The sequence below is a fragment of the Pseudorhodobacter antarcticus genome (assembly GCF_900110135.1).
In the GTDB taxonomy this organism is placed as follows: Bacteria; Pseudomonadota; Alphaproteobacteria; order Rhodobacterales; family Rhodobacteraceae; genus Pseudorhodobacter; species Pseudorhodobacter antarcticus.
Genome location: NZ_FOCO01000002.1, coordinates 89899 through 110800, shown reverse-complemented (window position 1 = coordinate 110800; position 20902 = coordinate 89899). Strand labels below are relative to the sequence as shown.

General features: G+C 61.7%; 18 protein-coding genes. 5 read left to right on the top strand and 13 right to left on the bottom strand.

The features are described 5' to 3' along the window. Positions 1-85: 85 nt before the first annotated feature. From BMY36_RS01555 to BMY36_RS01530, 6 genes are all read right to left on the bottom strand, one after another. Positions 86-940, bottom strand: coding sequence for a trypsin-like serine peptidase (locus BMY36_RS01555; protein ID WP_050518738.1), 855 nt, complete (start codon positions 938-940; stop codon positions 86-88). Beyond that, entirely contained in the window at positions 937-1761 is an 825-nt protein-coding gene (locus BMY36_RS01550; RefSeq protein ID WP_139193901.1) for a trypsin-like serine peptidase, read from the bottom strand. The genes BMY36_RS01555 and BMY36_RS01550 overlap by 4 nt, the downstream gene beginning before the upstream one ends. Positions 1762-1823: 62 nt before the next feature. Further along, positions 1824-3113 (bottom strand): glycolate oxidase subunit GlcF, encoded by a 1290-nt coding sequence (gene glcF, locus BMY36_RS01545; protein ID WP_050518739.1) that lies wholly within the window; start codon positions 3111-3113, stop codon positions 1824-1826. Between the two features lie 3 nt (positions 3114-3116). Further along, positions 3117-3410 carry a hypothetical protein gene (locus BMY36_RS01540; protein ID WP_050518740.1) on the bottom strand — a complete coding sequence of 98 codons (294 nt, stop codon included), beginning with the start codon at positions 3408-3410 and terminating at the stop codon, positions 3117-3119. Positions 3411-3412: 2 nt separating this feature from the next. Then, the gene (gene glcE, locus BMY36_RS01535; RefSeq protein WP_050518741.1) at positions 3413-4525 is read right to left on the bottom strand and encodes a glycolate oxidase subunit GlcE; all 1113 of its coding nucleotides are present in this window, start codon (positions 4523-4525) and stop codon (positions 3413-3415) included. A gap of 159 nt (positions 4526-4684) precedes the next feature. Continuing rightward, positions 4685-6115 (bottom strand): FAD-linked oxidase C-terminal domain-containing protein, encoded by a 1431-nt coding sequence (locus tag BMY36_RS01530; protein WP_050518742.1) that lies wholly within the window; start codon positions 6113-6115, stop codon positions 4685-4687. A 141-nt stretch (positions 6116-6256) separates the two neighbouring features. Between BMY36_RS01530 and BMY36_RS01525 the strand changes: the two genes are divergently transcribed. Next, positions 6257-6955, top strand: coding sequence for a DUF599 domain-containing protein (locus BMY36_RS01525; RefSeq protein ID WP_050518743.1), 699 nt, complete (start codon positions 6257-6259; stop codon positions 6953-6955). On the opposite strand, the gene BMY36_RS01520 is transcribed toward BMY36_RS01525, so the two are convergent. Genes BMY36_RS01520 through BMY36_RS01505 form a run of 4 tightly spaced genes read right to left on the bottom strand, consistent with a single transcriptional unit; the run spans position 6952 to position 13708 of the window. Continuing rightward, positions 6952-9024: a DUF7408 domain-containing protein gene (locus BMY36_RS01520; protein ID WP_050518744.1), complete on the bottom strand. Its 2073-nt coding sequence runs from the start codon at positions 9022-9024 to the stop codon at positions 6952-6954. The two genes, BMY36_RS01525 and BMY36_RS01520, sit on opposite strands and share 4 nt — an antisense overlap. After that, a complete protein-coding gene (locus tag BMY36_RS01515) occupies positions 9025-11793 on the bottom strand; it encodes a DUF4159 domain-containing protein (RefSeq protein WP_050518745.1) in 2769 nt (922 codons plus the stop codon). It abuts the gene before it with no gap. Continuing rightward, positions 11793-12677 (bottom strand): DUF58 domain-containing protein, encoded by an 885-nt coding sequence (locus BMY36_RS01510; RefSeq protein ID WP_050518746.1) that lies wholly within the window; start codon positions 12675-12677, stop codon positions 11793-11795. Before BMY36_RS01510 ends, BMY36_RS01515 begins: the two co-directional genes overlap by 1 nt. Next, positions 12674-13708, bottom strand: a complete 1035-nt coding sequence (locus BMY36_RS01505) for an AAA family ATPase (protein ID WP_050518747.1) — start codon at positions 13706-13708, stop codon at positions 12674-12676. The genes BMY36_RS01510 and BMY36_RS01505 overlap by 4 nt, the downstream gene beginning before the upstream one ends. Positions 13709-13793: 85 nt before the next feature. Here BMY36_RS01505 and BMY36_RS01500 point away from each other — a divergent pair, with 85 nt between their 5' ends. The 4 genes from BMY36_RS01500 (at position 13794) to polA (ending at position 18305) form a co-directional block, all read left to right on the top strand. Further along, complete coding sequence (locus BMY36_RS01500) at positions 13794-14372, top strand: DUF1285 domain-containing protein (protein WP_050518835.1); 579 nt, start codon at positions 13794-13796, stop codon at positions 14370-14372. A gap of 242 nt (positions 14373-14614) precedes the next feature. After that, positions 14615-14797, top strand: a complete 183-nt coding sequence (locus tag BMY36_RS01495) for a zinc-finger domain-containing protein (protein WP_050518748.1) — start codon at positions 14615-14617, stop codon at positions 14795-14797. Between the two features lie 4 nt (positions 14798-14801). After that, the gene (locus BMY36_RS01490) at positions 14802-15464 is read left to right on the top strand and encodes a DUF2459 domain-containing protein (protein ID WP_050518749.1); all 663 of its coding nucleotides are present in this window, start codon (positions 14802-14804) and stop codon (positions 15462-15464) included. Between the two features lie 63 nt (positions 15465-15527). Beyond that, a complete protein-coding gene (gene polA, locus BMY36_RS01485; RefSeq protein ID WP_074818363.1) occupies positions 15528-18305 on the top strand; it encodes a DNA polymerase I in 2778 nt (925 codons plus the stop codon). 13 nt (positions 18306-18318) lie between these two features. On the opposite strand, the gene BMY36_RS01480 is transcribed toward polA, so the two are convergent. From BMY36_RS01480 to BMY36_RS01470, 3 genes are all read right to left on the bottom strand, one after another. Further along, positions 18319-18783, bottom strand: a complete 465-nt coding sequence (locus BMY36_RS01480; protein WP_050518750.1) for a DUF1203 domain-containing protein — start codon at positions 18781-18783, stop codon at positions 18319-18321. A gap of 93 nt (positions 18784-18876) precedes the next feature. After that, entirely contained in the window at positions 18877-19254 is a 378-nt protein-coding gene (locus BMY36_RS01475; protein WP_050518751.1) for an HIT domain-containing protein, read from the bottom strand. 3 nt (positions 19255-19257) lie between these two features. Then, on the bottom strand, positions 19258-20835 hold the full coding sequence (locus BMY36_RS01470; RefSeq protein ID WP_050518752.1) for a DUF5928 domain-containing protein: 1578 nt from the start codon (positions 20833-20835) through the stop codon (positions 19258-19260). Positions 20836-20902: the final 67 nt, after the last annotated feature.

The following is a 20902-nucleotide window of genomic DNA, read 5'->3' as shown; positions in this document are numbered from 1 at the left end:
CCCTCCGGTTTTGGACGGGCCACGGGTTGGGTGCAGGCCCGTTGCGGCACCTGCTAACCAAATTTGGGATGCGTTTGGGCGGGTTTCAAGGGGTGGTGCGGGCTTTGACAAAGCGCGCGCTGGTGCCCGTTTGCGTGCCCACGCCGATGCGCCGGATTTGGGCCAAGGGCGCATCACCTTTGGCAAGGATGACACCCTTGCCGGACCGGAGTGCTGCCTTGAGCGTGTCCACATGGTCGGGCAAGCGCATGCCGTAGCTGACCGTTCTTGTCTTTTCCCGACGCCCCGAGGAGATAATGGAGATGATTTTGGCCCTGCCCATGGACAAATCGAACACGGGCGCGCCAGAGGCACCGTGATCGACATCGCAATCAAAGGACAAAATGGCGGCGTCTTGTTTGCTGATGTTGCACGAGCGTTGCCAAGACGGCGCATCATCGCGCGCGCGGGCGTAAGACACCACGCTGATTTGTGCGCCGGTGGCAGCGGCGGCAATGGCAAAGGGGGCGGCGCGGCCTGCGGGGATGGGTTCGGACAGTTCCAGCAGGGCAACATCATGGGCAATGCTGTTGGTGGTGACAGGGCTAAAGGGAGGGTAGCCGGGATGGGCCACCGCGCGGCGCACGCGGCCCGTGGCGATGATTTTATCATCGCGCAGGCCCGCGCGAAATTGGATTTGGGCAGGGTCGTATGGGGCCTGCGTGCGGCTGTCAAACAGGCAATGCGCCGCCGTTAGCACCAGATCGGGGGCGATCAGGGTGCCTGTACAATAGCCGCCGTTGCCCATGTCGATGCGGCCAACCGCCTCCCAGCCCAGCACTTGATCGCGGCGGGTGAGGGACTCGAGGCTGGAGGTTTGCGCGCCAGTTTGCGCCCCCGTTTGTGCGGTAACGGGGGTGGCGAGCAGGAGGGCGAGGGTGAGGGTGAGGGCGCGGATCATGGTTTTACAAACTTGGCGGTGCTGCCTGCGCCCGCTTCCATCGCGCGCAAGGCGGGGTCAGCTTTTTGAAAGGGGCTGGATTCATCGGCCAGCGCCGCGCGCAGGGTTTCCAGCGGCCCTTGTAACGTGGTGCCAAGGGCAACTTGATCGCCATCATAATCGGCCTTGGACGACACCACGGACACCACGCGGGCCACGCCATCGCGGATAGAGAAAACGGGCGCGCCAGAGGAGCCGAAATCGACAGAGCAAGAGAGGACGAGCAGCTTTTCATCGCGGTTCAGGACGTGGCACAGTTTTTGCAAACTGGGCGCTTCGGCGCGGTCGAGAGCGTAGGAGACGACGCCCACCTCATCCCCTTTGGCGGGTAAGGGGTCGGTTTCAAAAGGTTGGATGGAGGGGATGCGGATGGGGTGGTCGAGTTCCAAAAGCGCCAGATCAAAGGCGACGCGGGTCAGCCTGTCGCCGCCGCCATAGACGTATTCGGGGTGGGCCACAGCGCGTTTGATGCCGCGATACGCCGCGGCGCGGCCATTGCGCCAGCCCGCCAGAAATTCGATTTGATCGGGGTCGATGCGCACCCCGGTTTTACTGTCAAACAGGCAATGCGCGGCCGTTAGCACAAGGTTTGGCGCAATCAACGCGCCCGTGCAAAAGCTGCGTTTGCCCATGTTCAAGCGGCCCACGGCATCCCAGCCCCGGCTTTCATCGCCCGTGTTCAGGCGGTGCAGCGACGCATCTTGGGCATAGGCCGCACCACGCACGGCGAACACCAGCATGATGCACAGGGCGATCCGGGACAGGGTTTTTATCACAGTCATTCAACCTCCGGGTATAGGAGGGTCGGCGTAAGGGGCGTTTGAGGCGGTTTTATGGCAGTTTGTTAATCATTGGTTAAGGCGCGCGGTTTTGGCCCGCCTGTGGCCCAATCGAGCAGTTCGACGGTGTGGACCATCGGGATTTTGGTGCCCGACCCGATTTGCATCATGCAGCCGATATTGCCTGCGGCGATGATATCGGGGGTTTTCGCCTCCAGCGTTTGGACCTTGCGGGCTTTGAGTTGCTGGCTGATTTCGGGTTGCAGCAGGTTATAGGTGCCGGCTGATCCGCAGCACAGATGGCTGTCGGCGGGTTCGACCACGGTGAAACCCGCGCGTTTCAGCAGATCCTTTGGGTGGTTTTTGATTTGCTGGCCGTGTTGCAAGCTGCACGCGGCGTGATAGGCGACTTTGATGCCCTTAGGTGCGCCTTCGGGCAGCCCGATTTTGACCAGCAGTTCGGAAATATCCATCGCCATGGCCGATACCGCCGCCGCATCCGCCGCCAGCGGGTCATTGCGAAACATATGGCCGTAATCCTTGATCGTGGTGCCGCAGCCGGAGGTGTTGATCACCACGCCGTCCAGGCCACCATTGGCCTTTTCCCCCATCCACGCGTGGATATTGGCGGCGGCGGAAGCGTGGGCTTGGTCCGCCTTGCCCATGTGATGGGTCAATGCGCCGCAACAGCCCATGCCCTTTGCCACGACCACCTCACACCCCAAGCGTTGCAAAATGCGAATGGTGGCATCGTTGATGTCGGTGTTCAGCGCCTTTTGCGCGCAACCCGTCATCAATGCCACACGGAATTTGCGCGGGCCGGTGGGGGCAAATGTTTGCGGGTCATCGTTGCGGCTGACGGGGGGGATGGTTTTGGGGGCCATTTCCAGCATCGCACGCAGCCGTGCATCGGGCATCAAAAACGCAAAGGGCCGCCCAAGTTTTGCAGCAAACAGCGCCAGACGAAAGCGCGTGGGATGCGGGATAATCTGCGCCAAGGTCCAGCGCAGCAGGCGGTCCATCAGCGGGCGCTTATAGGTTTTTTCAATATATTCCCGCGCGTTATCCACCAAATGCATGTAATGCACGCCGCTGGGGCAAGTCGTCATGCAGGCCAGACACGATAAGCAGCGGTCAATGTGTTTCACCGTTTTGGCATCGGCGGGGCGGCCCTGTTCCAGCATATCCTTGATCAGATAAATCCGGCCGCGCGGGCTGTCCAATTCATCACCCAGAACCGCATAGGTGGGACAGGTCGCAGTGCAAAAGCCGCAATGCACGCAACTGCGCAAAATTTCGTTGCTGCGTTGAATTGCAGGGTCTTTAAGCTGCTCGGGGGTGAAGGTGGTTTGCATGGGTCAAGCTCCGGTGATCACCAAAAGGACGGATAGCAGCAGCAAGGGCAAAACGCCCAAAAGCGGCAAGTAAAGGCGCTGCGGGATAAACCTGCGCATGGCTTGGGCCGCCGCAGCCATACCCGCGCCGACCAAGGCCAGCGTCAGGATATGACCCGCGTTAGGCGCGATCAGATAGCCCAACAAAATCAGGCCCCCCGCCAGCACCAAACCCATCACGGCGGGTGGCCCTTTGGGCAGGGTCGCAAGCGAGACATAGATCACCAGCACGGTGCCCAGCGCAAAAAGACTGCCCATATTCAGCCCATCCTGCCGGGGTTCAAAATCCCGCGCGGGTCAAATTTGGCACGCAACGCGGCGGTCAAGGCGGCCACGCTGGGCGCTTCGGGATGAAATGCGGGCACTTGCGCATAGGTATCGGCCCCCGCGCGCATCAAACTTGCATGGCCGCCAATGTTTGCGATATGGGCGCGCAACGGGATGGCCTGCGCATCGCCAAAGTCCGGCACCTGCGCCCAGATCAACCCGCCGCCCCAATCACACATCACTTGGGCATCTTGCAACAGCGCCAACACCCCCGGCATATCGGATGGTTTCACCGACACGCGCCACACAGCCCCCGCCTGCCCGGCGAAATCACTGACATCGCGCAACGCGGCCCACAAAGCCGCGCTGTCCGCGTCCGTCACCACATCCCACGCGCCCATCAACTTGGTCAATTGCCCGGTGCGGTAAGCCACCGACCCCGCCATCCCTTCGATCCGCAACCGCACGCGGCCGCCCACATAACCGGCCCCCGTCACCTCAAACGGTGATCCAAGGGCTGCCGACATCGCGGCCACCGCCGCCTCCCCATCCAACGGCCCCGAGATCAAGGTCGCCTCCGCCTCTGGGCGCGGCAGAACTTTGCACGCCACCTCGGTCAACACACCCAAACTGCCATAAGACCCTGCCATCAGCTTGACCAAGTCATAGCCGGTGACGTTTTTCATCACCCGCCCGCCGTTTTTCAAAATGGTCCCTGCCCCATCGACAAAACGCACGCCAATCAAGCTGTCACGGCACGCCCCGGCCTGAATCCGTCGTGGCCCCGATGCGTTCACCGCAACCACCCCGCCAATGGTCGACACCCCATCCCGCCCCAACAGGCCCCGAAAATCCGGCACTTCAAACGGCAACCGCTGCCCGCCTTGCGCAAGCGCGGCCTCCACCTCTGCCAACGGCGTGCCTGCCCCTGCAACAATGGTCAGCGCACCCGGTTCATACAGCGAAATCCCTGTCAGCGCGGATATGTGCAGCGCCTCACCCCCGCCATCCGGCCCAAACCCGCGCGTGCCGCCACCAACAATGCGCAACGGTCCTTGTGCCCCTGCAATCACTTCCGCCAATTCGCTCTCGTTCGCAGGCGTCATACGCATCGCCCCTTTTTCTGTTTAAAAATATCCTCGGGGGGTCTGGGAGGCAGACAGCCCCCCAGCTTTTTGTGTCGTCGGGGGGGCAGACAGCCCCCCAGCCTTTTGTGTCGTCGGGGGGGGCAGACAGCCCCTCAGCTTTCGCCATCTAACCCAGCATCACGCGCGGCGGCTTGCTGTCACGTCAAGCGGAAACACCTTGGCCGGGTTCAACAGCCATTTGGGGTCGAACACATCTTTGACCATCAATTGCGCTTCCATATCTTCGGGGGCAAATTGCACTTTCATCAAATCGCGCTTTTCAATGCCCACACCGTGTTCTCCGGTCAAACAACCCCCAACCTCCACGCACAGGCGCAGCACATCGGCGCCGAACGCCTCGCACAGCTCCAAATCGCCCGGTTTGTTCGCATCATACAAAATCAAAGGGTGCATGTTGCCATCGCCCGCGTGGAACACGTTGGCGACATCAAGGCCATAGTGTTTGCTGAACTCCCCTATCCGGCGCAACACGTAAGGCAGGCTGGACACCGGGATGGTTCCGTCCAAGCACATGTAATCGTTGATTTGTCCCATCGCGCCAAAGGCGGATTTGCGGCCCAGCCAGATGCGTTTGGCTTGGTCGTCATCCGCCGCCTCGCGCACTTCAACCGGGTTGTGGCGGCGGGCGATGGCCACGATCAGGGCCAGTTGTTCGTCGATTTCGGCGCGTGACCCTTCGACCTCCACGATCAACAATGCCTCGCATTTTGGATAGCCGGCTTTGGCGAACGCCTCGGTCGCCTCGATACACGGGCGGTCCATGAATTCGATCGCCACGGGCAGGATGCCTGCTTTGATGATGTCGGACACGCATTCGCCCGCCACCTCGTTGCTGTTAAACCCGATCAGGACCGGGCGCGCGCCTTCGGGTTTGGGCAGGATGCGCAAGGTGGCTTCGGTCACCACGCCCAATTGCCCCTCGGACCCGCAGATCACGCCCAGCAAATCAAGGCCGCCCGCATCCAGATGCGCGCCGCCGATTTCGAGGATTGTGCCGTCCATTTGGACCATAGTGACGCCCAAAAGGTTATTCGTCGTGACCCCATATTTCAGACAATGCGCCCCGCCGGAATTCATGGCGATATTGCCCGCAATCGCGCAAGCCAGCTGGCTGGACGGATCCGGCGCATAGAAAAATCCATCCGATTCCACCGCCCCCGTGACCGACAGGTTGGTGCGGCCCGATTGCACGCGAATGTAGCGGTTGGGGTAATCGGTTTCCAGCACATCATTCATGCGCGCCACGCCCAAAATCACGCAATCGCCTGTGGGCAGCGCGCCGCCCGCAAGGCTGGTGCCCGACCCGCGCGGCACCACGGGCACGCCCATTTGGTGGCAAATGCGCAGGACGGCGGCAACCTCGGCGGTGGTGCGGGGCAGAACGGCCACCAATGGCGGGCATTTATAGGCGGTCAGCGCGTCACATTCATAGGCGCGCACTTCGATTTCGTCATAGATCACGGCATCTGGGGGCAAAACTTGCAGCAAGGCCGCGACAATGGCGGGTTTGCGCGCGACAATTGACGCGTCGATTTTTGGCATTTCCATAGGCTGGTTCCCCCCAATGCGACCCCGATGTGAGTCAACTGGTAAATATATATAACCAATTACACCTAAAATCAAGCCTTCCTTGCCCGCTGCTGTGATTTCCCTTAGCGCATGGGGGTGCATTTGACAGACAGGCAAAAGATGACCACCCCCCAAATCCTAACGGCTTTTACGATGTTTGACATGGCGGCGGTGGCGGTTCTGCTGCTGGCTTGGGGGGGCCTTGGATGGATGGTGGAACATCCGCCTGCGCGCCGCCCGTCGGTGTCGGTGTTGATGGCGCAGTATCGGCGCGATTGGATGGTGCAATTCATCAGCCGCCAGCCAAGGATTTTTGATGCGGCGGTGCTGGATAGTTTGCGCCAAGGCACGGCGTTTTTTGCATCGGCCTGCATGATCACGCTGGGGGGCGGGATTGCGGTGATTGGCAACAGTGACCGATTGGACAGTTTTGCGGCGGATTTGACGCTGGAGGTGCCGGGGATGGTGCTGGAGCTGAAGGTGGTTTTGGTGATGATTTTCGTCGCCAATGCGCTGTTGAAATTCATCTGGTCGCATCGGTTGTTCGGCTATTGTGCGATTATGATGGCGGCGGTGCCCAATGCCCAAGACGCGCCAGACGCCCTGCCCCGCGCGCATGCTGCCGCCGAGATTAACATCACCGCGGCGCGCAGTTTTAACCGCGGGTTGCGGTCGATTTACTTTGCTTTGGGCGCGTTGGGGTGGTTGCTGGGGCCCTATGCGCTGTTGTTTACGACCTGTGTCACCGCCGCCGTGTTGGTGCGGCGGGAGTTTATCAGTCAGTCGCGGTTGATTGTGATGCAGGGGTACGGGACCTAAACCGGGGTGGTTTTGCGGCCCCTGCGCCCCTCAATCAACCACGCGGCGAGGATGAGGGCGACCGACAGCAAGAGCCAGACCCATGCGGGCAGCAAAGGTGAGACGCGGATATCTTGGGTCAGATACGCTCCGCGCGGGGTGATGCCGATCCAGCCGCGACCGGACGCCACGCGGCCCTGCCCCACGGTCCGAATATCCGGTGTGCCATCCGCGATGGTTTGAAAGCCGCCGCGCATCGGGGCCACTATGGGGGTCAACGGGTCTTCGCTGGCGATCGTTTCCTCAAATTCGCGCGGGGCGGAGGGGCCGAGCGCCATGACGGTCGAAAGGTCGCCTTGGGTGAATTTATAAAGGCCCATTTCGGGCGCGTCATATTGCGCCATGTAGCGGCCGGGGCCAGTTTCGGGCAGGATAAGTTCGGTTGTGGTGCCATTGGGGGCGGTGATCGTGACCGGGCCGGGGGCATCGCCGATGGTGCGGCGGGTGATGGTGAGGCGTTGGCCTGTGGCGGTGGCGACCAGCGCCTCCTCCTCCAGCTCCGGCTCTTTCATCATCCAATGGGCGAGGCGGCGCAGCAGTTCCAACTGCGGGCCGCCGCCGTCATAGCCGCGCCCCCACAGCCACATATGGTCCGAGGCGAGGACGGCGATGCGCCCTTCGTCCACCCGGTCCAGCACTAGCAAGGGCGACCCGTCGATGCCCGACATGACCGCCTGACCGGAGGTTTGGGTGATGCCTATTTGGCGGAACCATTGGCCCCAACCGCCTTCGGGGGCGGATGCCTCTAGCCCTTGGGTGACGGGGTGGCGGCGGCCCAGATCGGTAAGTTCGGGGCGAAACCCTTGTTCAAACACGCGGCTGGTGGCGGTGACGGGCATGATTTCGCCAAGCGACGACCGCCACAGGCTGTCGGCCGAGCCAAATTCGGGGCCAGCGGCGATAAGGACTGTGCCGCCGCGTTTGACGTAATCGCGCACGCTGTCAAAATAGGCGGTGGGCAAGATGCCGCGCAGGCGGTAGCGATCAAAGATGATCAGGTCGAATTCGTCGATTTTTTCCACGAACAATTCGCGGGTGGGAAAGGCGATGAGGGAGAGTTCGGACACCGGAATCCCGTCTTGTTTTTCGGGCGGGCGCAGGATGGTGAAATGCACGAGGTCCACCGAGGGGTCGGATTTTAGAAGGTTGCGCCAGACGCGTTCGCCTGTGTGCGGCTCGCCGGAGACCAGCAAAACGCGCAGACGGTCGCGCACGCCGTTGATTTGCACCACGGCGGCGTTGTTACGGTCAGTCAGCTCGCCGGGCGTCACATCCACTTGGAATTGCAGCACATTCATGCCGCCGTGGGGGAGGGTTACGGGGAGTTCGAGATCTTCGCCCACCGGAACGCGGTAAGATTGGGGGTCGCCGCCGTCCACCGCGATGGAGATGCTGGCGCTGCCTGCGATGTCGGCGGGCACCGCGCCTTGATCGTCGATGCGCAGGGTCAGGGTGATGGATTCGCCCAGAATGGCAAAGGCGGGGGCGTTTTTTATGATCAGGCGGCGGTCCCAATCGGTGGATTGGCCCGTGAGAAGGACGTGCAGGGGGGCGGGCAGATCGGGGGCCAGCGGCAAATCATGCGCTTGGCCATCGGTGATCAGGATGGCACCGGCGATGCGCGCGCGGGGTTCTTCGGCGATGCCTTCGGCCAGCGCGGTCATCAGTTGGGTGCCGGTGTCGCCGTCACCATCGCCCAGCCGCAGGATGCGCAGTTCGGTGTTGGGCAGGGCCGCGATTTCAGCTTGGACCCGCGCAAGGGCTGTGGCGGATTGATCGGGGCGGGTGCCGATTCGTTGGCTGGCACTTTCATCAACCACCGCGATCACGATGTCGGACAAAGGTTCGCGATCTTCGCGCTGGAACGCGGGGTTGGCGAGGGCGGCCAGCAGCGCGATGGAGCCAAGACCGCGCAAGGCCCAGCCCGAGAGGCCGCGCCATAGGGCGTAGGCGGTGATGGCAAGCGCAAACCCCGCGAGGGTATAGAGGGCGGCAAGCGGGATCAAGGGATCAAAGATTAGGTTGGTCATTTATTGGCCCAATCTTTCCAGCAAGGCAGGGACATGGACCTGATCGGATTTATAATTCCCGGTAAGGACATGCATGATGAGGTTGATGCCAAAGCGGGTGGCAATTTCGCGCTGGCGGTCGCCTGCAAAGCCGCGGCCCACCGGAAACATCGGCGCACCGCGGGCATCGAGCGCCCACGCGGCGGCCCAGTCGTTGCCACCGATCACCACGGGGGTCACGCCATCGTTGAGGTTGCGAAAGGGCATCCCTTCAGCCAGTTCGGCGTCTGGGGGGGACGCCTCCACCCACAGATCGCGGTGATTGTGGCGGCCGGGGAAATCTTGGAGGAGGTAGAAGCTGCGGGTAAGCACGTGATCTTCGGGCAGGATTTCCAAAGGAGGAATATCCAGCGGGGCGGCGAGGAGTTGCAATTTTCGCGCGGCCGGGGTTTGGGCGGCGCCTGCGATATCACCATCGCGGGTGTCGAATAAAATCATGCCACCCGTGCGCAAATAGCGGTTCAGGGCGGCGTAGGCGGCGGCCGAGGGCATAGGCTGATCGACGGTGACGGGCCAATAAAGGAAGGGGAAAAACAGCAGTTCATCGGATTCGAGGTTCACCGCGAGGGGGGATTCGGGTTCGATGGTGGTGCGTTCAAACAGGCGTTGGCCAAGGCCCGCGAGGCCTGCGCGCGAGATATCATCGACACGAGCATCGCCGGTGACGACATAGCCGAGGCGCAGGGCGGATGTCGCCTCAATCGCCCTTAGATCATCAGGGATTTGCGCGTGGGATGGGTGGGGGTTTAGGAGCAGAAGGGCGGTGGCGATCATGGCGGCGTTGCGCATTGTGCCGAGAAGGCGGCCCGAGAGCGCGAGGGCTGCGAGGATGTCGATCAGCAGCAGCGAGAGTGCTGTGGCCAGCGCTGTGCCTTTCAGGGCTTGTTCGGTTTGCACATCCAACCCTTCGCGTGTGATGGTCGCGGGCCATGCCGCTGGGGTTAAGGTGGTATCGGCGCGGGTCACATTCAACGCCACGCGGCGATCATCGCCTGCGTAAAGGCCGGGGGGCAGGGCCGCTGAGGGGCCAGTGGTGGACAGCGCCGTGGCAAGGGTTTGCCCGTCAACGCCAGCCACCTCGCCCGCGTCATTCAGGCGGCCAAAGGCATCAAGCGCGACTTGGGGCACCCAAGTTTGGCCTGCCAGATCGGCGGCATCCGGGGCGGCGGGGCGGGTGGAGACTGCAAGGCGTTCAAGCATTTGCACGAACAGGCCCGACAGTGGCAGGGTGGACCATTCCGCGTTGGCGGTGACGTGGAACAGCACCACCTGCCCCTGCCCCACGGGTTTGCGTGTGACCAAGGGCGTGCCATCGGCCAGCGCCGCAATGGTGCGGGCGGCCAGATCGGGGTCGGGTTGCGCCAGAACTTGGGCCGAAACGGTCACATCAGGAGGGATTTGCAGGCCGAAAAAGGGCGAACCTTCGGCGAAACCTGCCAGGAATTTCGGCTCCCCCCAGCTCATCGCGCCGCCGACGTTACGGCCGCCCGCGCGCAGACGGACGGGCAGCAGCGCATCCTCGGCATCGCGGCTGATGTCGGAGGCGGCGAGGCGGGGGCCTGCGAAGCGCAGCAGCAGACCGCCCGTGTCGAGCCAATCCAGCATTTGGTCGGATTCGAGCGGCGACAGGGTGGCGACATCGGCCAGCACGATCACATCGGGGTTGGCGAGGATGATGTCGGACACGGAGCCGTCGATCAGTTCGGCTACGGGGTCCAACGCTTGGCGCAGGTAATGGGTGGGGGAGAGGAGTTGGAGGGCTTCATCTTCGCCGGTGTTGGAGATCAGGGCAACTTTGCGGCGTTTCAGGCTGTCATCGGTGAGGGTGACGGCGGCGGCGGACCGGATGCCTGCCAGTTCAAAGCGGCTGACGCGGTTGCGCAGTTCAGGGGGCAGCGACAGGTCAGTGGTGGCGTTTTGGTCGTCTGCCGCAAAGGTGAGGGGGATGCGGGCGAGTTCGCGTTCAATCCCTGCGGGGTCGAGGCCACGGGCGGAGATTTCGATTGTTTGGTTGTCGGTGGCGGGCAGGCGGGTGGCGGAAAGTTGGATGACGCCGTCCGCAAATTGGGCGGGGCGCAGGGCGATGATGGGGCGTGGGCTTTCGAAAACTGTGAGTTGGCCGCGCGATTGCAACGCGTCACGCAAGGTGGCGCGGCCGGGGTGGTCGAGGCCGTCCGACAGCCAAAAGCTGGCGAAATCGCCGGGCGGCAGGGCGGTGGCCCATGCGGCAAAATCAGGGGTCCATGGGTTTGGGGTGACGCCTGCCACGGTTTGCGACAGCGCGCCAGCGGCTTGGAACACCGGGGCGGTCGGCGCATCCGTGAGGCGGATGAGGGCCACGGGGCGGCCTGTGCGCGCAGCTTCATCCAACAGGGCGGTTGTGCGATCAAGGCGGCGGGGCCAGTCGCGGGCATCGGCCCATGAGGCGTCCATGAGGATAAGAAGCGGGCCTGTGCTGGCGGTTTCGCGCTGGTCGGGGTTCAGGACGGGGCCCGCAAAACCGATGATGGCGGCGGCGATGGCAATCATGCGCAACAGGAGGAGCCACCACGGGGTTTTGTCGGTTTCAGCCTCCGCATCCTTTAGCCCCAAGAGAAGCGCCACGCCGGGAAAGCGGCGGCGGATGGGGGCGGGTGGGACGGCGCGCAGGAGCAGCCAGAGGATAGGCAGCGCGAGGAGGCCGAGGAGGAGAAGCGGCGTGGTGAAGCCAATGGGGCCGAGCATGAACATCAGCGGCCCCGCTCAAGTGCGGCGTAGAGCCAGAGAAGGGCGGATTGCGCGGATTGGCCGGTGTGGTGGCACAGATAATGCCAGCCGGACGCGCGGGCGAGGGATTGGATATGTGCTTTGCGTTCGGCCAAACGGTCGAGGTAGCGGGTGCGCAGATCGCCTGCGCGCAGGGTTTCATGGCGCAAAGACCCGCCCATCGATTCGAAAATGGTGCGACCGTCGAAGGGAAACTCCTCCTCCGCCGGGTCGAGGATTTGGACCAAAGCGCCGCGCACGCCGCGATCGGAGGCCATACCGAGGGCGGTTTCCACATCTTCGGGATTGCCGAGAAAATCGGAGAAAAACACGGCGCGGCCGTGGGAGGTGAGGCCCGCGACATCGGGGCTGCCGTAATCGGTGGGGTTTTGCGCGGCGGTGGTAAGGCCTTGCATCAGGTGCAAAATTTGCGCGCGGCCTGCGCGGGGGCGGGTGTCGCCGCCTGCAAGGCCGACGCGTTCGCCACCGCGCAGCAGCAGGACGGAGAGGGCGAGGGCGAGAAGATGCGCGCGATCAGTTTTGGGCGCGCGCGATGGGTCGCCCGAGAATTGCATGGCGCGGGAGGGGTCGACCCACAGGGCCACGGTTTGGGCGGCTTGCCATTCGCGTTCGCGCACGAAATGCTGATCGGACCGCGCGGAACGGCGCCAATCGACTGAGCCTGCGCTATCACCCGCGGAGGCGGGGCGGTATTGCCAAAACTCATCGCCCATGCCGGCACGCCTGCGCCCATGTTCGCCCAAGATTACGGTGGCCGACAGGTGTTCGGCCTGCGCCAACAGAGCGGGCAGTGCTGCACCCAGCCCTTCGGCCCTTGATCGCAGATCGGGAGCGAGTTGCGGTGTCACGCAGCAGCCTCAAGTCCCAAGGTGCGGGTCACGGTGGCGTCGATTAACCCACCAAGGCTTTCGCCGCGGGCACGGGCGGCGAAGGACAGCGCCATGCGGTGGATAAGCACGGGGCGCGCGAGGGCGGCCACATCAGCGATCGAGGGCGCGAGGCGACCATCGAGTAGCGCGCGCGCGCGAACGGTGAGCATGAGGGCTTGGGCCGCGCGGGGGCCGGGGCCCCAAGAAAGCTGACCACGCAAGGCCGCGCCTTCGGGTTCATCGGGGCGGCAGGCGCGGACCAGATCGAGGATGCCTTCCACCACTTGATCGCCCACGGGCATGCGGCGCAGCACGGATTGGGCGGCGAGCAGTTCCGTGGCGGTGAAAACGCCGTGCACTTGCGCCTCATCAGCGCCGGTTGTCGCCAGCAGGATGTCACGTTCTGTCGCGCGATCGGGGTAGGCCACGTCGATTTGGACAAGGAAGCGGTCAAGCTGCGCTTCGGGCAGGGGATAGGTGCCTTCTTGTTCAATCGGGTTTTGGGTGGCGAGGACGTGGAACGGGGTTCCAAGGGGTCGGTGTTTGCCTGCGATGGTGACTTCGCGTTCCTGCATCGCTTGCAGCAGCGCGGATTGGGTGCGGGGGCTGGCGCGGTTAATTTCATCCGCCATCAGAAGCTGGCAGAAAATCGGCCCTTCGATAAAGCGAAAGGCGCGGGTGCCGTCGGTGCCATCCAGCACCTCAGACCCCAAAATGTCCGCGGGCATCAGATCGGGGGTGAACTGGATGCGGTTGCCGTGCAGGCCCATCACGGTGGACAGCGTATCAATAAGGCGGGTTTTGCCAAGGCCCGGCAAGCCCACCAACAGCGCATGGCCGCCGCAGAGCAAGGACGCCAGCACAAGGTCCACCACCTGCCCCTGCCCGATGAACCGCTGGTTGATCGAGGCCTTTGCCGCGCGCAGCTTTTCCCCCAAGGTTTCGATGTCGGTGACCAATTGGGCGGCATTAGCGGTGGTATCTGGACTGGTGGATGGAGTCTGGGGCATGACAATCCTCAAGCACGGGTTATATTGGGCCTATTAGACCGATTTATGTCGCAAGGTTCAAATGGCAAAAGGGAATGACGGACAATTGATTGTGAAACCAAGTGCAGAAGGCGTGATGGCGTCGGTGCAAGCGGTGGGCAAAGGGGCGGGCCCTGCCCCGGTGCATCTGTGGAACCCGCCGTTTTGTGGCGATTTGGATATGCGGATTGCGCGGGACGGGACGTGGTTCCATGAAGGCACGCCGATTGGGCGGCCCGGCATGGTGCGGATGTTTTCCAACATTTTGAAGCTGGAGGGGGGGCGGTATTACCTTGTGACCCCGGTGGAGAAGGTGGGAATCACCGTGGATGACGCGCCGTTTGTGGCGGTGGATTTTGAAGCGGCGGGTGTGGGGGATGCGCAGCGGTTGACCTTTGTGACGCATGTGGGCGACCGGGTGGTGGCGGGGGCGGACCACCCCCTGCGCGTGGTGCGCGATGCAGAAAGCGGCGAGCCGTCACCCTATGTCATGGTGCGGGACGGGTTGGAGGCGCTGATTGACCGCAAGTCGTTTTACCGGCTGGTGGATTTGGGGGTTTGTGTAGCGCATGAGGGGGCGGAGTGGTTTGGCCTGTGGTCGGGGGGCGTGTTTTTCCCGTTCATCCCGGCCGCGGAACTTGCGTGATCGCAGCGCTTTGCAAAAGCGCTGTGCGGCCCAAGGATAAGGTGCTTTTTGCGGGGCGCAAAAGGCAACGCATGGCGGGAGTGGCCCTTGTTTGGCGAGGTTGGCCGCAGATCGGGGGAAACCTCGCGGTTTTGAGGCCAATCGCTAATCGTTTGCCCAAGCCTTGCCGCGTCTTGCCGCGCGCGCGGGGATCGCTATGGTACGCGCACGACACTTTTAGACCTTTCAGAAAGACCAAAGCCATGAGCGCACCCGCCCCGGAAACCAAAATCGTTAGCCAGTGGAAAATTGCCTGCGATGGCGATGGACCTGTTATGGGGCATCCGCGCGTGTGGTTGACCATCCCAGAGGATCGCGGTTTTGTGGAATGTGGCTATTGCGACCGCCGGTATGTGCATGACAGCATGGCAGATCAGGTGAAATAACCGGGTGCGGCGCGGAGTTTTCTGGACGGCGTTTTTGGCTGTGACCTTGCCGCTGCTTTATTTTGCGGCGGGGCTGGTGGGCGGTGTTGCCTTGACCGGGGGGCCGCGCATCGACGGGGCGCGCGAATACCGGGTCGGGTTGGTTGCAGGGCCCCTTCATTATGATCTGTTGATCCCTTTGCATGATGATATTCGGCCGCGTTTTGCGTTTGCCACGGCTGCGGCTGTGCCGCTGGACCGGGCGGAATGGCTGTTGGTGGGGTGGGGCGCGCAGGGGTTTTACACGCAAACGCCGGGGCTTGCGGATATAAGCCTGCCCGTGGCGTGGCGCGCGGCGGTGGGGGACGCGGCCGTGATGCGGCTGGAGGCGGTGGGGCGGATTGACGATTTTGGCGCCATCCCCTTGATTGCGCTGACGCAGGCCGAGATTTATGCGCTGCTGGATGCAGTTTTGGGGTCGTTTGACGGGACGCAGGCCTTGCCCCTGCCCGGTTTTACGGGCCGGGATGCGTTTTTCCCCGCGCGGGAGCGGTTTAACCTGTTGAACACGTGCAACGTCTGGCTGGGCGATATGCTGCGGGCGGCGGGCCTGCCGTTTGGGCGTTGGACGCCGTTCCCGCAGTCCATTCGGTTGTCATTGGGGCAAACGGGGTTGGCGCTGGACTAGCCCCCTTCCCCTAGATTCCTTGCGCGGGCCGTGCCACAAAGGCGCAACAGCCAAGGAGTGCATATGAGCGAGACATTTGGCAAAGGCCACCACCTGCATTTGATCGACGGGTCGGCCTATATTTTCCGCGCTTATCATGCGCTGCCACCGTTGACGCGCAAATCCGATGGCTTGCCCGTGGGCGCGGTTGCGGGGTTTTGCAACATTCTGTTTCGCTATTTGGAAGGCAACAAGACAGGCGATGCGCCGACGCATGTGGCCGTTATCTTTGACCATTCATCCAAAACCTTTCGCAATGACATCTATCCCGCCTACAAGGCCAACCGCCCCGAATTGCCCGAGGATTTGCGCCCGCAATTCCCGCTGACCCGCGATGCGACCCGCGCGTTCAACATTGCATGCATTGAGACGGAGGGGTTTGAGGCGGATGATATTATCGCGACGCTATCGTGCCGCGCGCGCGATGCGGGGGGCCAAGTGACCATTATCTCCAGCGACAAGGATTTGATGCAGCTGGTGGGGGACGGCGTGGGGATGCTGGACCCGATGAAGAACAAGCTGATTGGCCCCGACGAGGTGTTTGAGAAATTTGGCGTGGCCCCGAACCGGGTGGTGGATGTGCAATCACTGGCGGGCGATTCGGTGGATAACGTGCCGGGCGCACCCGGGATTGGGATTAAAACGGCGGCGCTGTTGATCCAGGAATATGGCGATTTGGAAACGCTGCTGGCGCGGGCGGGTGAGATTAAGCAACCCAAACGGCGCGAAAGTTTGCAAGATAATGCCGATTTGATCCGCATTTCCAAACGGCTTGTGCAACTGGATTGCGAGACGCCGCTCGACGTGACGCTGGAAAGCATGGTGGTACGACTGCCCGATGCCGAGCCGTTGATGGCGTTTTTGAACCAGATGGAGTTTCGCACCCTGACCAAGCGCGTGGCCGACAGCCTGAAAGTGGCGGTGTTGGTGGAGGCGGAGGCGGTTGAGGCGCAGGCGGTGCCGTTTGACCATTCCAAGTATGACATGGTGACGGATGAGGGCGCGTTGCAGGTTTGGATTGACCGAATTTATGCGCGCGGTTTTGTGGCCGTGGACACCGAAACCACCAGTCTGGATGAAATGCGCGCTGAGTTGGTGGGTGTGTCGCTGTGCGTGGAGGCGGGGCAAGCCTGCTATATCCCGCTGGCGCATAAGGCGGGCGGCGGGGATTTGTTTGGCGCGGCGAAATTGGTGCCGGGGCAGTTGGCCTTGGAGCGCGCGCTGGCGATGTTGCAGCCCATGTTGGAGGATGCCAGCATCCTGAAAATCGGGCAAAACATGAAATATGACGCCAAGATTTTTGCGCGCCAAGGGGTGGATGTGGCCCCGATTGATGACACGATGCTGATGTCCTCGGCGCTGTTTGCGGGGCTGCACAACCACGGTATGGACACTTTGGCAGAGCGGTATTTGGGGCACGCCTCCATTCCGATTAAGCAGTTGCTGGGCGCGGGCAAAGCGCAGATTACGTTTGATTTCGTGCCGTTGGAGGAGGCGGTGAAATACGCCGCCGAGGATGCGGATGTGACCCTGCGCCTGTGGCAGTTGTTCAAACCACAGCTGCACCGCAAATCGGTGACGACCGTGTATGAGGTGCTGGAGCGCCCGCTGGTGCCCGTATTGGCGCAGATGGAAATGGCGGGGATTGCAGTGGACCGCGATACGCTGTCGCGCATGTCAAACGCGTTTGCGCAGAAAATGGCGGCGCTGGAGGATGAGATTCAGACGCTGGCAGGGCGACCGTTTAACGTGGGTTCACCCAAACAGTTAGGCGAGATTTTGTTTGATGAAATGGGCTTGCAAGGCGGGGTGAAGGGCAAAACCGGGGCCTATGCCACGGGTGCCGACATTCTGGAGGACTTGGCGACCGAGCATGAATTGCCCGGCCGCGTGCTGGATTGGCGGCAGTTGGCCAAGTTGAAATCCACCTACACGGACGCGCTGCAAGATCATATCAACCCGGAAACCGGGCGCGTGCACACGTCTTATTCGCTGGTGGGGGCGGTGACGGGGCGGTTATCATCCACCGATCCGAATTTGCAGAACATTCCGGTACGGTCGGATGAGGGGCGCCGGATTCGTGAGGCGTTTGTAGCACCGAAAGGCCGCGTGATAGTGAGCCTTGATTACAGCCAGATTGAACTGCGGATTTTGGCGCATGTGGCCGATATTCCCGCTTTGAAACAAGCGTTTAAGGATGGGATTGATATTCACGCCATGACCGCAGCCGAGATGTTTGGCGTGCCTGTGGAGGGGATGGACCCCATGGTGCGTAGGCAGGCCAAGGCGATTAACTTTGGTGTGATTTACGGGATTTCCGGCTTTGGGTTGGCGCGGAATTTGCGAATACCACGGGCGGAGGCGCAGGGGTTTATTGACCGCTATTTTGAACGGTTCCCCGGTATTCGCGAATATATGGACGCCACGGTGCAGTTTGCGCGCGACAACGGCTATGTGCAAACGCTGTTCGGGCGGCGCATTCATACGCCCGAGATTAACGCCAAAGGGCCAGCGGCAGGGTTTGCCAAGCGGGCGGCGATCAACGCGCCGATCCAAGGGACGGCGGCGGATATTATTCGGCGTGCGATGGTGCGGATGCCGGATGCGATTGCAGGGATTGATGCAAAAATGCTGCTGCAAGTGCATGATGAACTGCTGTTTGAAGTGCAGGAGGATGCGGTCGACGCGCTGATTGCGGCGGCGCGCGGCATCATGGAAGGGGCCGCACTGCCCGCCGTGCATTTGTCGGTGCCGATCACAGTGGACGCAGGCCAAGGGGCGAATTGGGCGCAGGCGCATTAAGCGCCTGCGGGGGTTAGGCCCGATTGATCGCCGCGTGAAAACAATTGTTGCTGGCGGAGCGGACGTGGGCGTAAGCCACGTTTGGGTCTGACAGCAGCAACGCCGCGCGGGCGGGGATATCTGGCGTGGGCGTGACCGCCCCGGTGCCGTAAAGGATGCGGTGATCGCTGCCATAACCACGCAGAATATAGGCCGGGGAATTGAGGAAAGCGGGCAGGTTTGGCCCGCCGCCTGCCGCACAATCATCTGCGCACAAAAAAATCGGGCCGATTTCGGCGTAAGGTTGGGGCATGGGGAACGGGCGATGCGCCAGCACCAGCATCGCCGCCCCTTGCGGGATCATATCCAGACAATGGCGGCAGGGGTAGCCTGCGCCAGCGGCGATTGCGCGTTCGGGCGGTTGGCCGTTGGCATCAAGGCCCCCTGCGCGGTAGGCGCGGACGGTTTCGGTGGGGATGGGGGTGAAATGGATGGTCATCGGATGCCTTTTGAGACTGGAAATAAAGCACCCTGCCCCGATCTGGGCGGCCCTGCGACCCGTTTCTTGCGCAATTTGACCCCGCGCCGCGCGTTAAGGTTTTTCGACCATCCGGCCCATCGGGCGACCACCAAGGATGTGCAGGTGGTAATGCGGCACCTCTTGCAAGCCGTGGTCGCCTGCGTTGGTTATGGCGCGAAAACCTTCGCCCGCATCAAGGGTAAGGCCCAGCATCGCGCAGACCTGTGCGGCGGTGCGGTGAAAATCCACCAGCTCGGCATCCGATGCCTGCGCGCAGAAATGGTCGAAGGTGACATAAGGCCCTTTGGGGATCACCAGCACATGCACAGGGGCCGCGGGAGCAATGTCGTGAAACGCCAGCGTATGCCCCGTTTCCAAAATGGTTTTATTGGGGATTTCACCGCGCAAAATGCGGGCAAAGATGTTTTGGTCGTCATAGGTATAGGGCATGGGTCAATCCAAAAACAAATGGGGGGTGTCCGCGATTTCCCGCGCTTTTTCCAAAGATATATCAAGGAAATCCGCCAAAGCCACCGCATTTTCAGCGGCGGGGGCTAGTTCGCGGATGCGCATCAGCTTGCTGAAATCGGCGTCGCGGATTTTGTCGCTTTCAAACCGCACGTCATAGCGGATGGTGGGCAGCAAGCGGTCAAGAACGTCTTGCGGGGTGCGATCGCCAGCAAGGCCCACGCGGCGGGCGTGGCCGATGAGATAGCTGTCGGAGAAATCACATTCCACCTCTAGCAAACGCACGGTAGATTTGTCAGCGGCGAAATCTTGCATCAATTCAACATTTGCGGGGTCAATACAGACGATAAGCGTGTCGGTTTGCCAATAATCGAACAACATGCGCACCAAAGCGCGGCGGTGGCGTGTGCGTTTTCCCAACGTGGATTGGATGCCGCCCAGATCGGGCAAGACGGTCGACGCCTCATTGAACAGATAATCCACGGCGGGTAGGCCCGTGACGCTGCGCATGCGGTCCACAAGGCGCTTTGCGATATGCCATTTTTTGCAAATCACCATCAGTAACGTGCGTTCGCGGCCCAGACTGCTTTCGGTTTCCCAAAAACGCGGCGCAAAACGGCGGCCGATGCGGCCCCGCCCGGTGAGGAATTGGAACAGGCTGCTGCCTTCGTTCGAGATGGGGAAATGTTGGCCTGTGGCGGAATAAAGTTTGCCCAGCCGCGCCTTCAATTCCACCGCATCCACAGAAATTTTGCGCGCGAACAAGTAATTTTGGCTGAGGAGGAGGTCGTAATGGTCGTTGTAAAACGTGACGGGCATGCCGTAATCGGTGAACAGAAGAAATGTCAGCGAGCGTGCGCGGATTTCGTGTTCGGGCACCAGATGGCGGACAAGGGTTTGGAAAAACGTCTCATCCGGGATCCAGGTCGTGCTGAAAAACCGCATGACATCGCGGCGGGTGTCGCAAAAACCCAAAACCGCCTCCATCGTGCGGCGGCGCAGGCACCACCATTGGCTGCCGATCTGAATTTGCAAATCAGCGGGCACTTTGCGCGCGAGGCCAAGGCGGCCCTGCACCTGCATAGAGGCATAAAACAACCATTTGTGGGTGCGTTCGTTGAAATAGTGGCGATAGATCAAACGCTCTTCTTTGATGCCCGCTTTGATCCAATCGGATTTCAGGAAGTCGACGCTTTCGACGTAATCCACATCCTCACGGTCCAAAAAACCGTGAGCATATTCGGCGGATTTGATGGGCATGCAATCGCCCGACAGCATATAAAAATGGGTGGCGCGGGGAAAAGCATCGACGGCGGCGCGCACGGCAAGCAAGGTGGCGGCGACCAAGCTCCACCCGCCCCAACCGCATTTTAGGCGTTTGCGCGCGAACGTGACCGAAGGGTTGCCGGACAGGCGGGCGCGGATAAGGTCAAAATCACTGGCACGCGCGCGGGCATCGAAATGGATGGCGATGTAATCACCGCCATCGGTCAAGCGTTCGGCCTGCGCGATAATCCCTTCAGGGTCTTTGTGGCATAGTAGAATGTAGGCAATTTTGGCCATTTTAGAAACTCTTTGCCCTGTTTTGGGGTATTGTTTCCCTAAATACCTTTATCGGTCATTGAAAAGA

What these genes read in the sequence shown, in the direction of transcription:
- BMY36_RS01475 (WP_050518751.1), bottom strand. Translation starts at nt 19,254, where the DNA reads ATGCCCTATACCTATGACGACCAAAACATCTTTGCCCGCATTTTGCGC.
- BMY36_RS01520 (WP_050518744.1), bottom strand. Translation starts at nt 9,024, where the DNA reads ATGACCAACCTAATCTTTGATCCCTTGATCCCGCTTGCCGCCCTCTAT.
- glcF (WP_050518739.1), bottom strand. Translation starts at nt 3,113, where the DNA reads ATGCAAACCACCTTCACCCCCGAGCAGCTTAAAGACCCTGCAATTCAA.
- BMY36_RS01530 (WP_050518742.1), bottom strand. Translation starts at nt 6,115, where the DNA reads ATGGAAATGCCAAAAATCGACGCGTCAATTGTCGCGCGCAAACCCGCC.
- BMY36_RS01525 (WP_050518743.1), top strand. Translation starts at nt 6,257, where the DNA reads ATGACCACCCCCCAAATCCTAACGGCTTTTACGATGTTTGACATGGCG.
- BMY36_RS01550 (WP_139193901.1), bottom strand. Translation starts at nt 1,761, where the DNA reads ATGACTGTGATAAAAACCCTGTCCCGGATCGCCCTGTGCATCATGCTG.
- glcE (WP_050518741.1), bottom strand. Translation starts at nt 4,525, where the DNA reads ATGACGCCTGCGAACGAGAGCGAATTGGCGGAAGTGATTGCAGGGGCA.
- BMY36_RS01505 (WP_050518747.1), bottom strand. Translation starts at nt 13,708, where the DNA reads ATGCCCCAGACTCCATCCACCAGTCCAGATACCACCGCTAATGCCGCC.
- BMY36_RS01480 (WP_050518750.1), bottom strand. Translation starts at nt 18,783, where the DNA reads ATGACCATCCATTTCACCCCCATCCCCACCGAAACCGTCCGCGCCTAC.
- BMY36_RS01555 (WP_050518738.1), bottom strand. Translation starts at nt 940, where the DNA reads ATGATCCGCGCCCTCACCCTCACCCTCGCCCTCCTGCTCGCCACCCCC.
- BMY36_RS01540 (WP_050518740.1), bottom strand. Translation starts at nt 3,410, where the DNA reads ATGGGCAGTCTTTTTGCGCTGGGCACCGTGCTGGTGATCTATGTCTCG.
- polA (WP_074818363.1), top strand. Translation starts at nt 15,528, where the DNA reads ATGAGCGAGACATTTGGCAAAGGCCACCACCTGCATTTGATCGACGGG.
- BMY36_RS01470 (WP_050518752.1), bottom strand. Translation starts at nt 20,835, where the DNA reads ATGGCCAAAATTGCCTACATTCTACTATGCCACAAAGACCCTGAAGGG.
- BMY36_RS01495 (WP_050518748.1), top strand. Translation starts at nt 14,615, where the DNA reads ATGAGCGCACCCGCCCCGGAAACCAAAATCGTTAGCCAGTGGAAAATT.
- BMY36_RS01515 (WP_050518745.1), bottom strand. Translation starts at nt 11,793, where the DNA reads ATGTTCATGCTCGGCCCCATTGGCTTCACCACGCCGCTTCTCCTCCTC.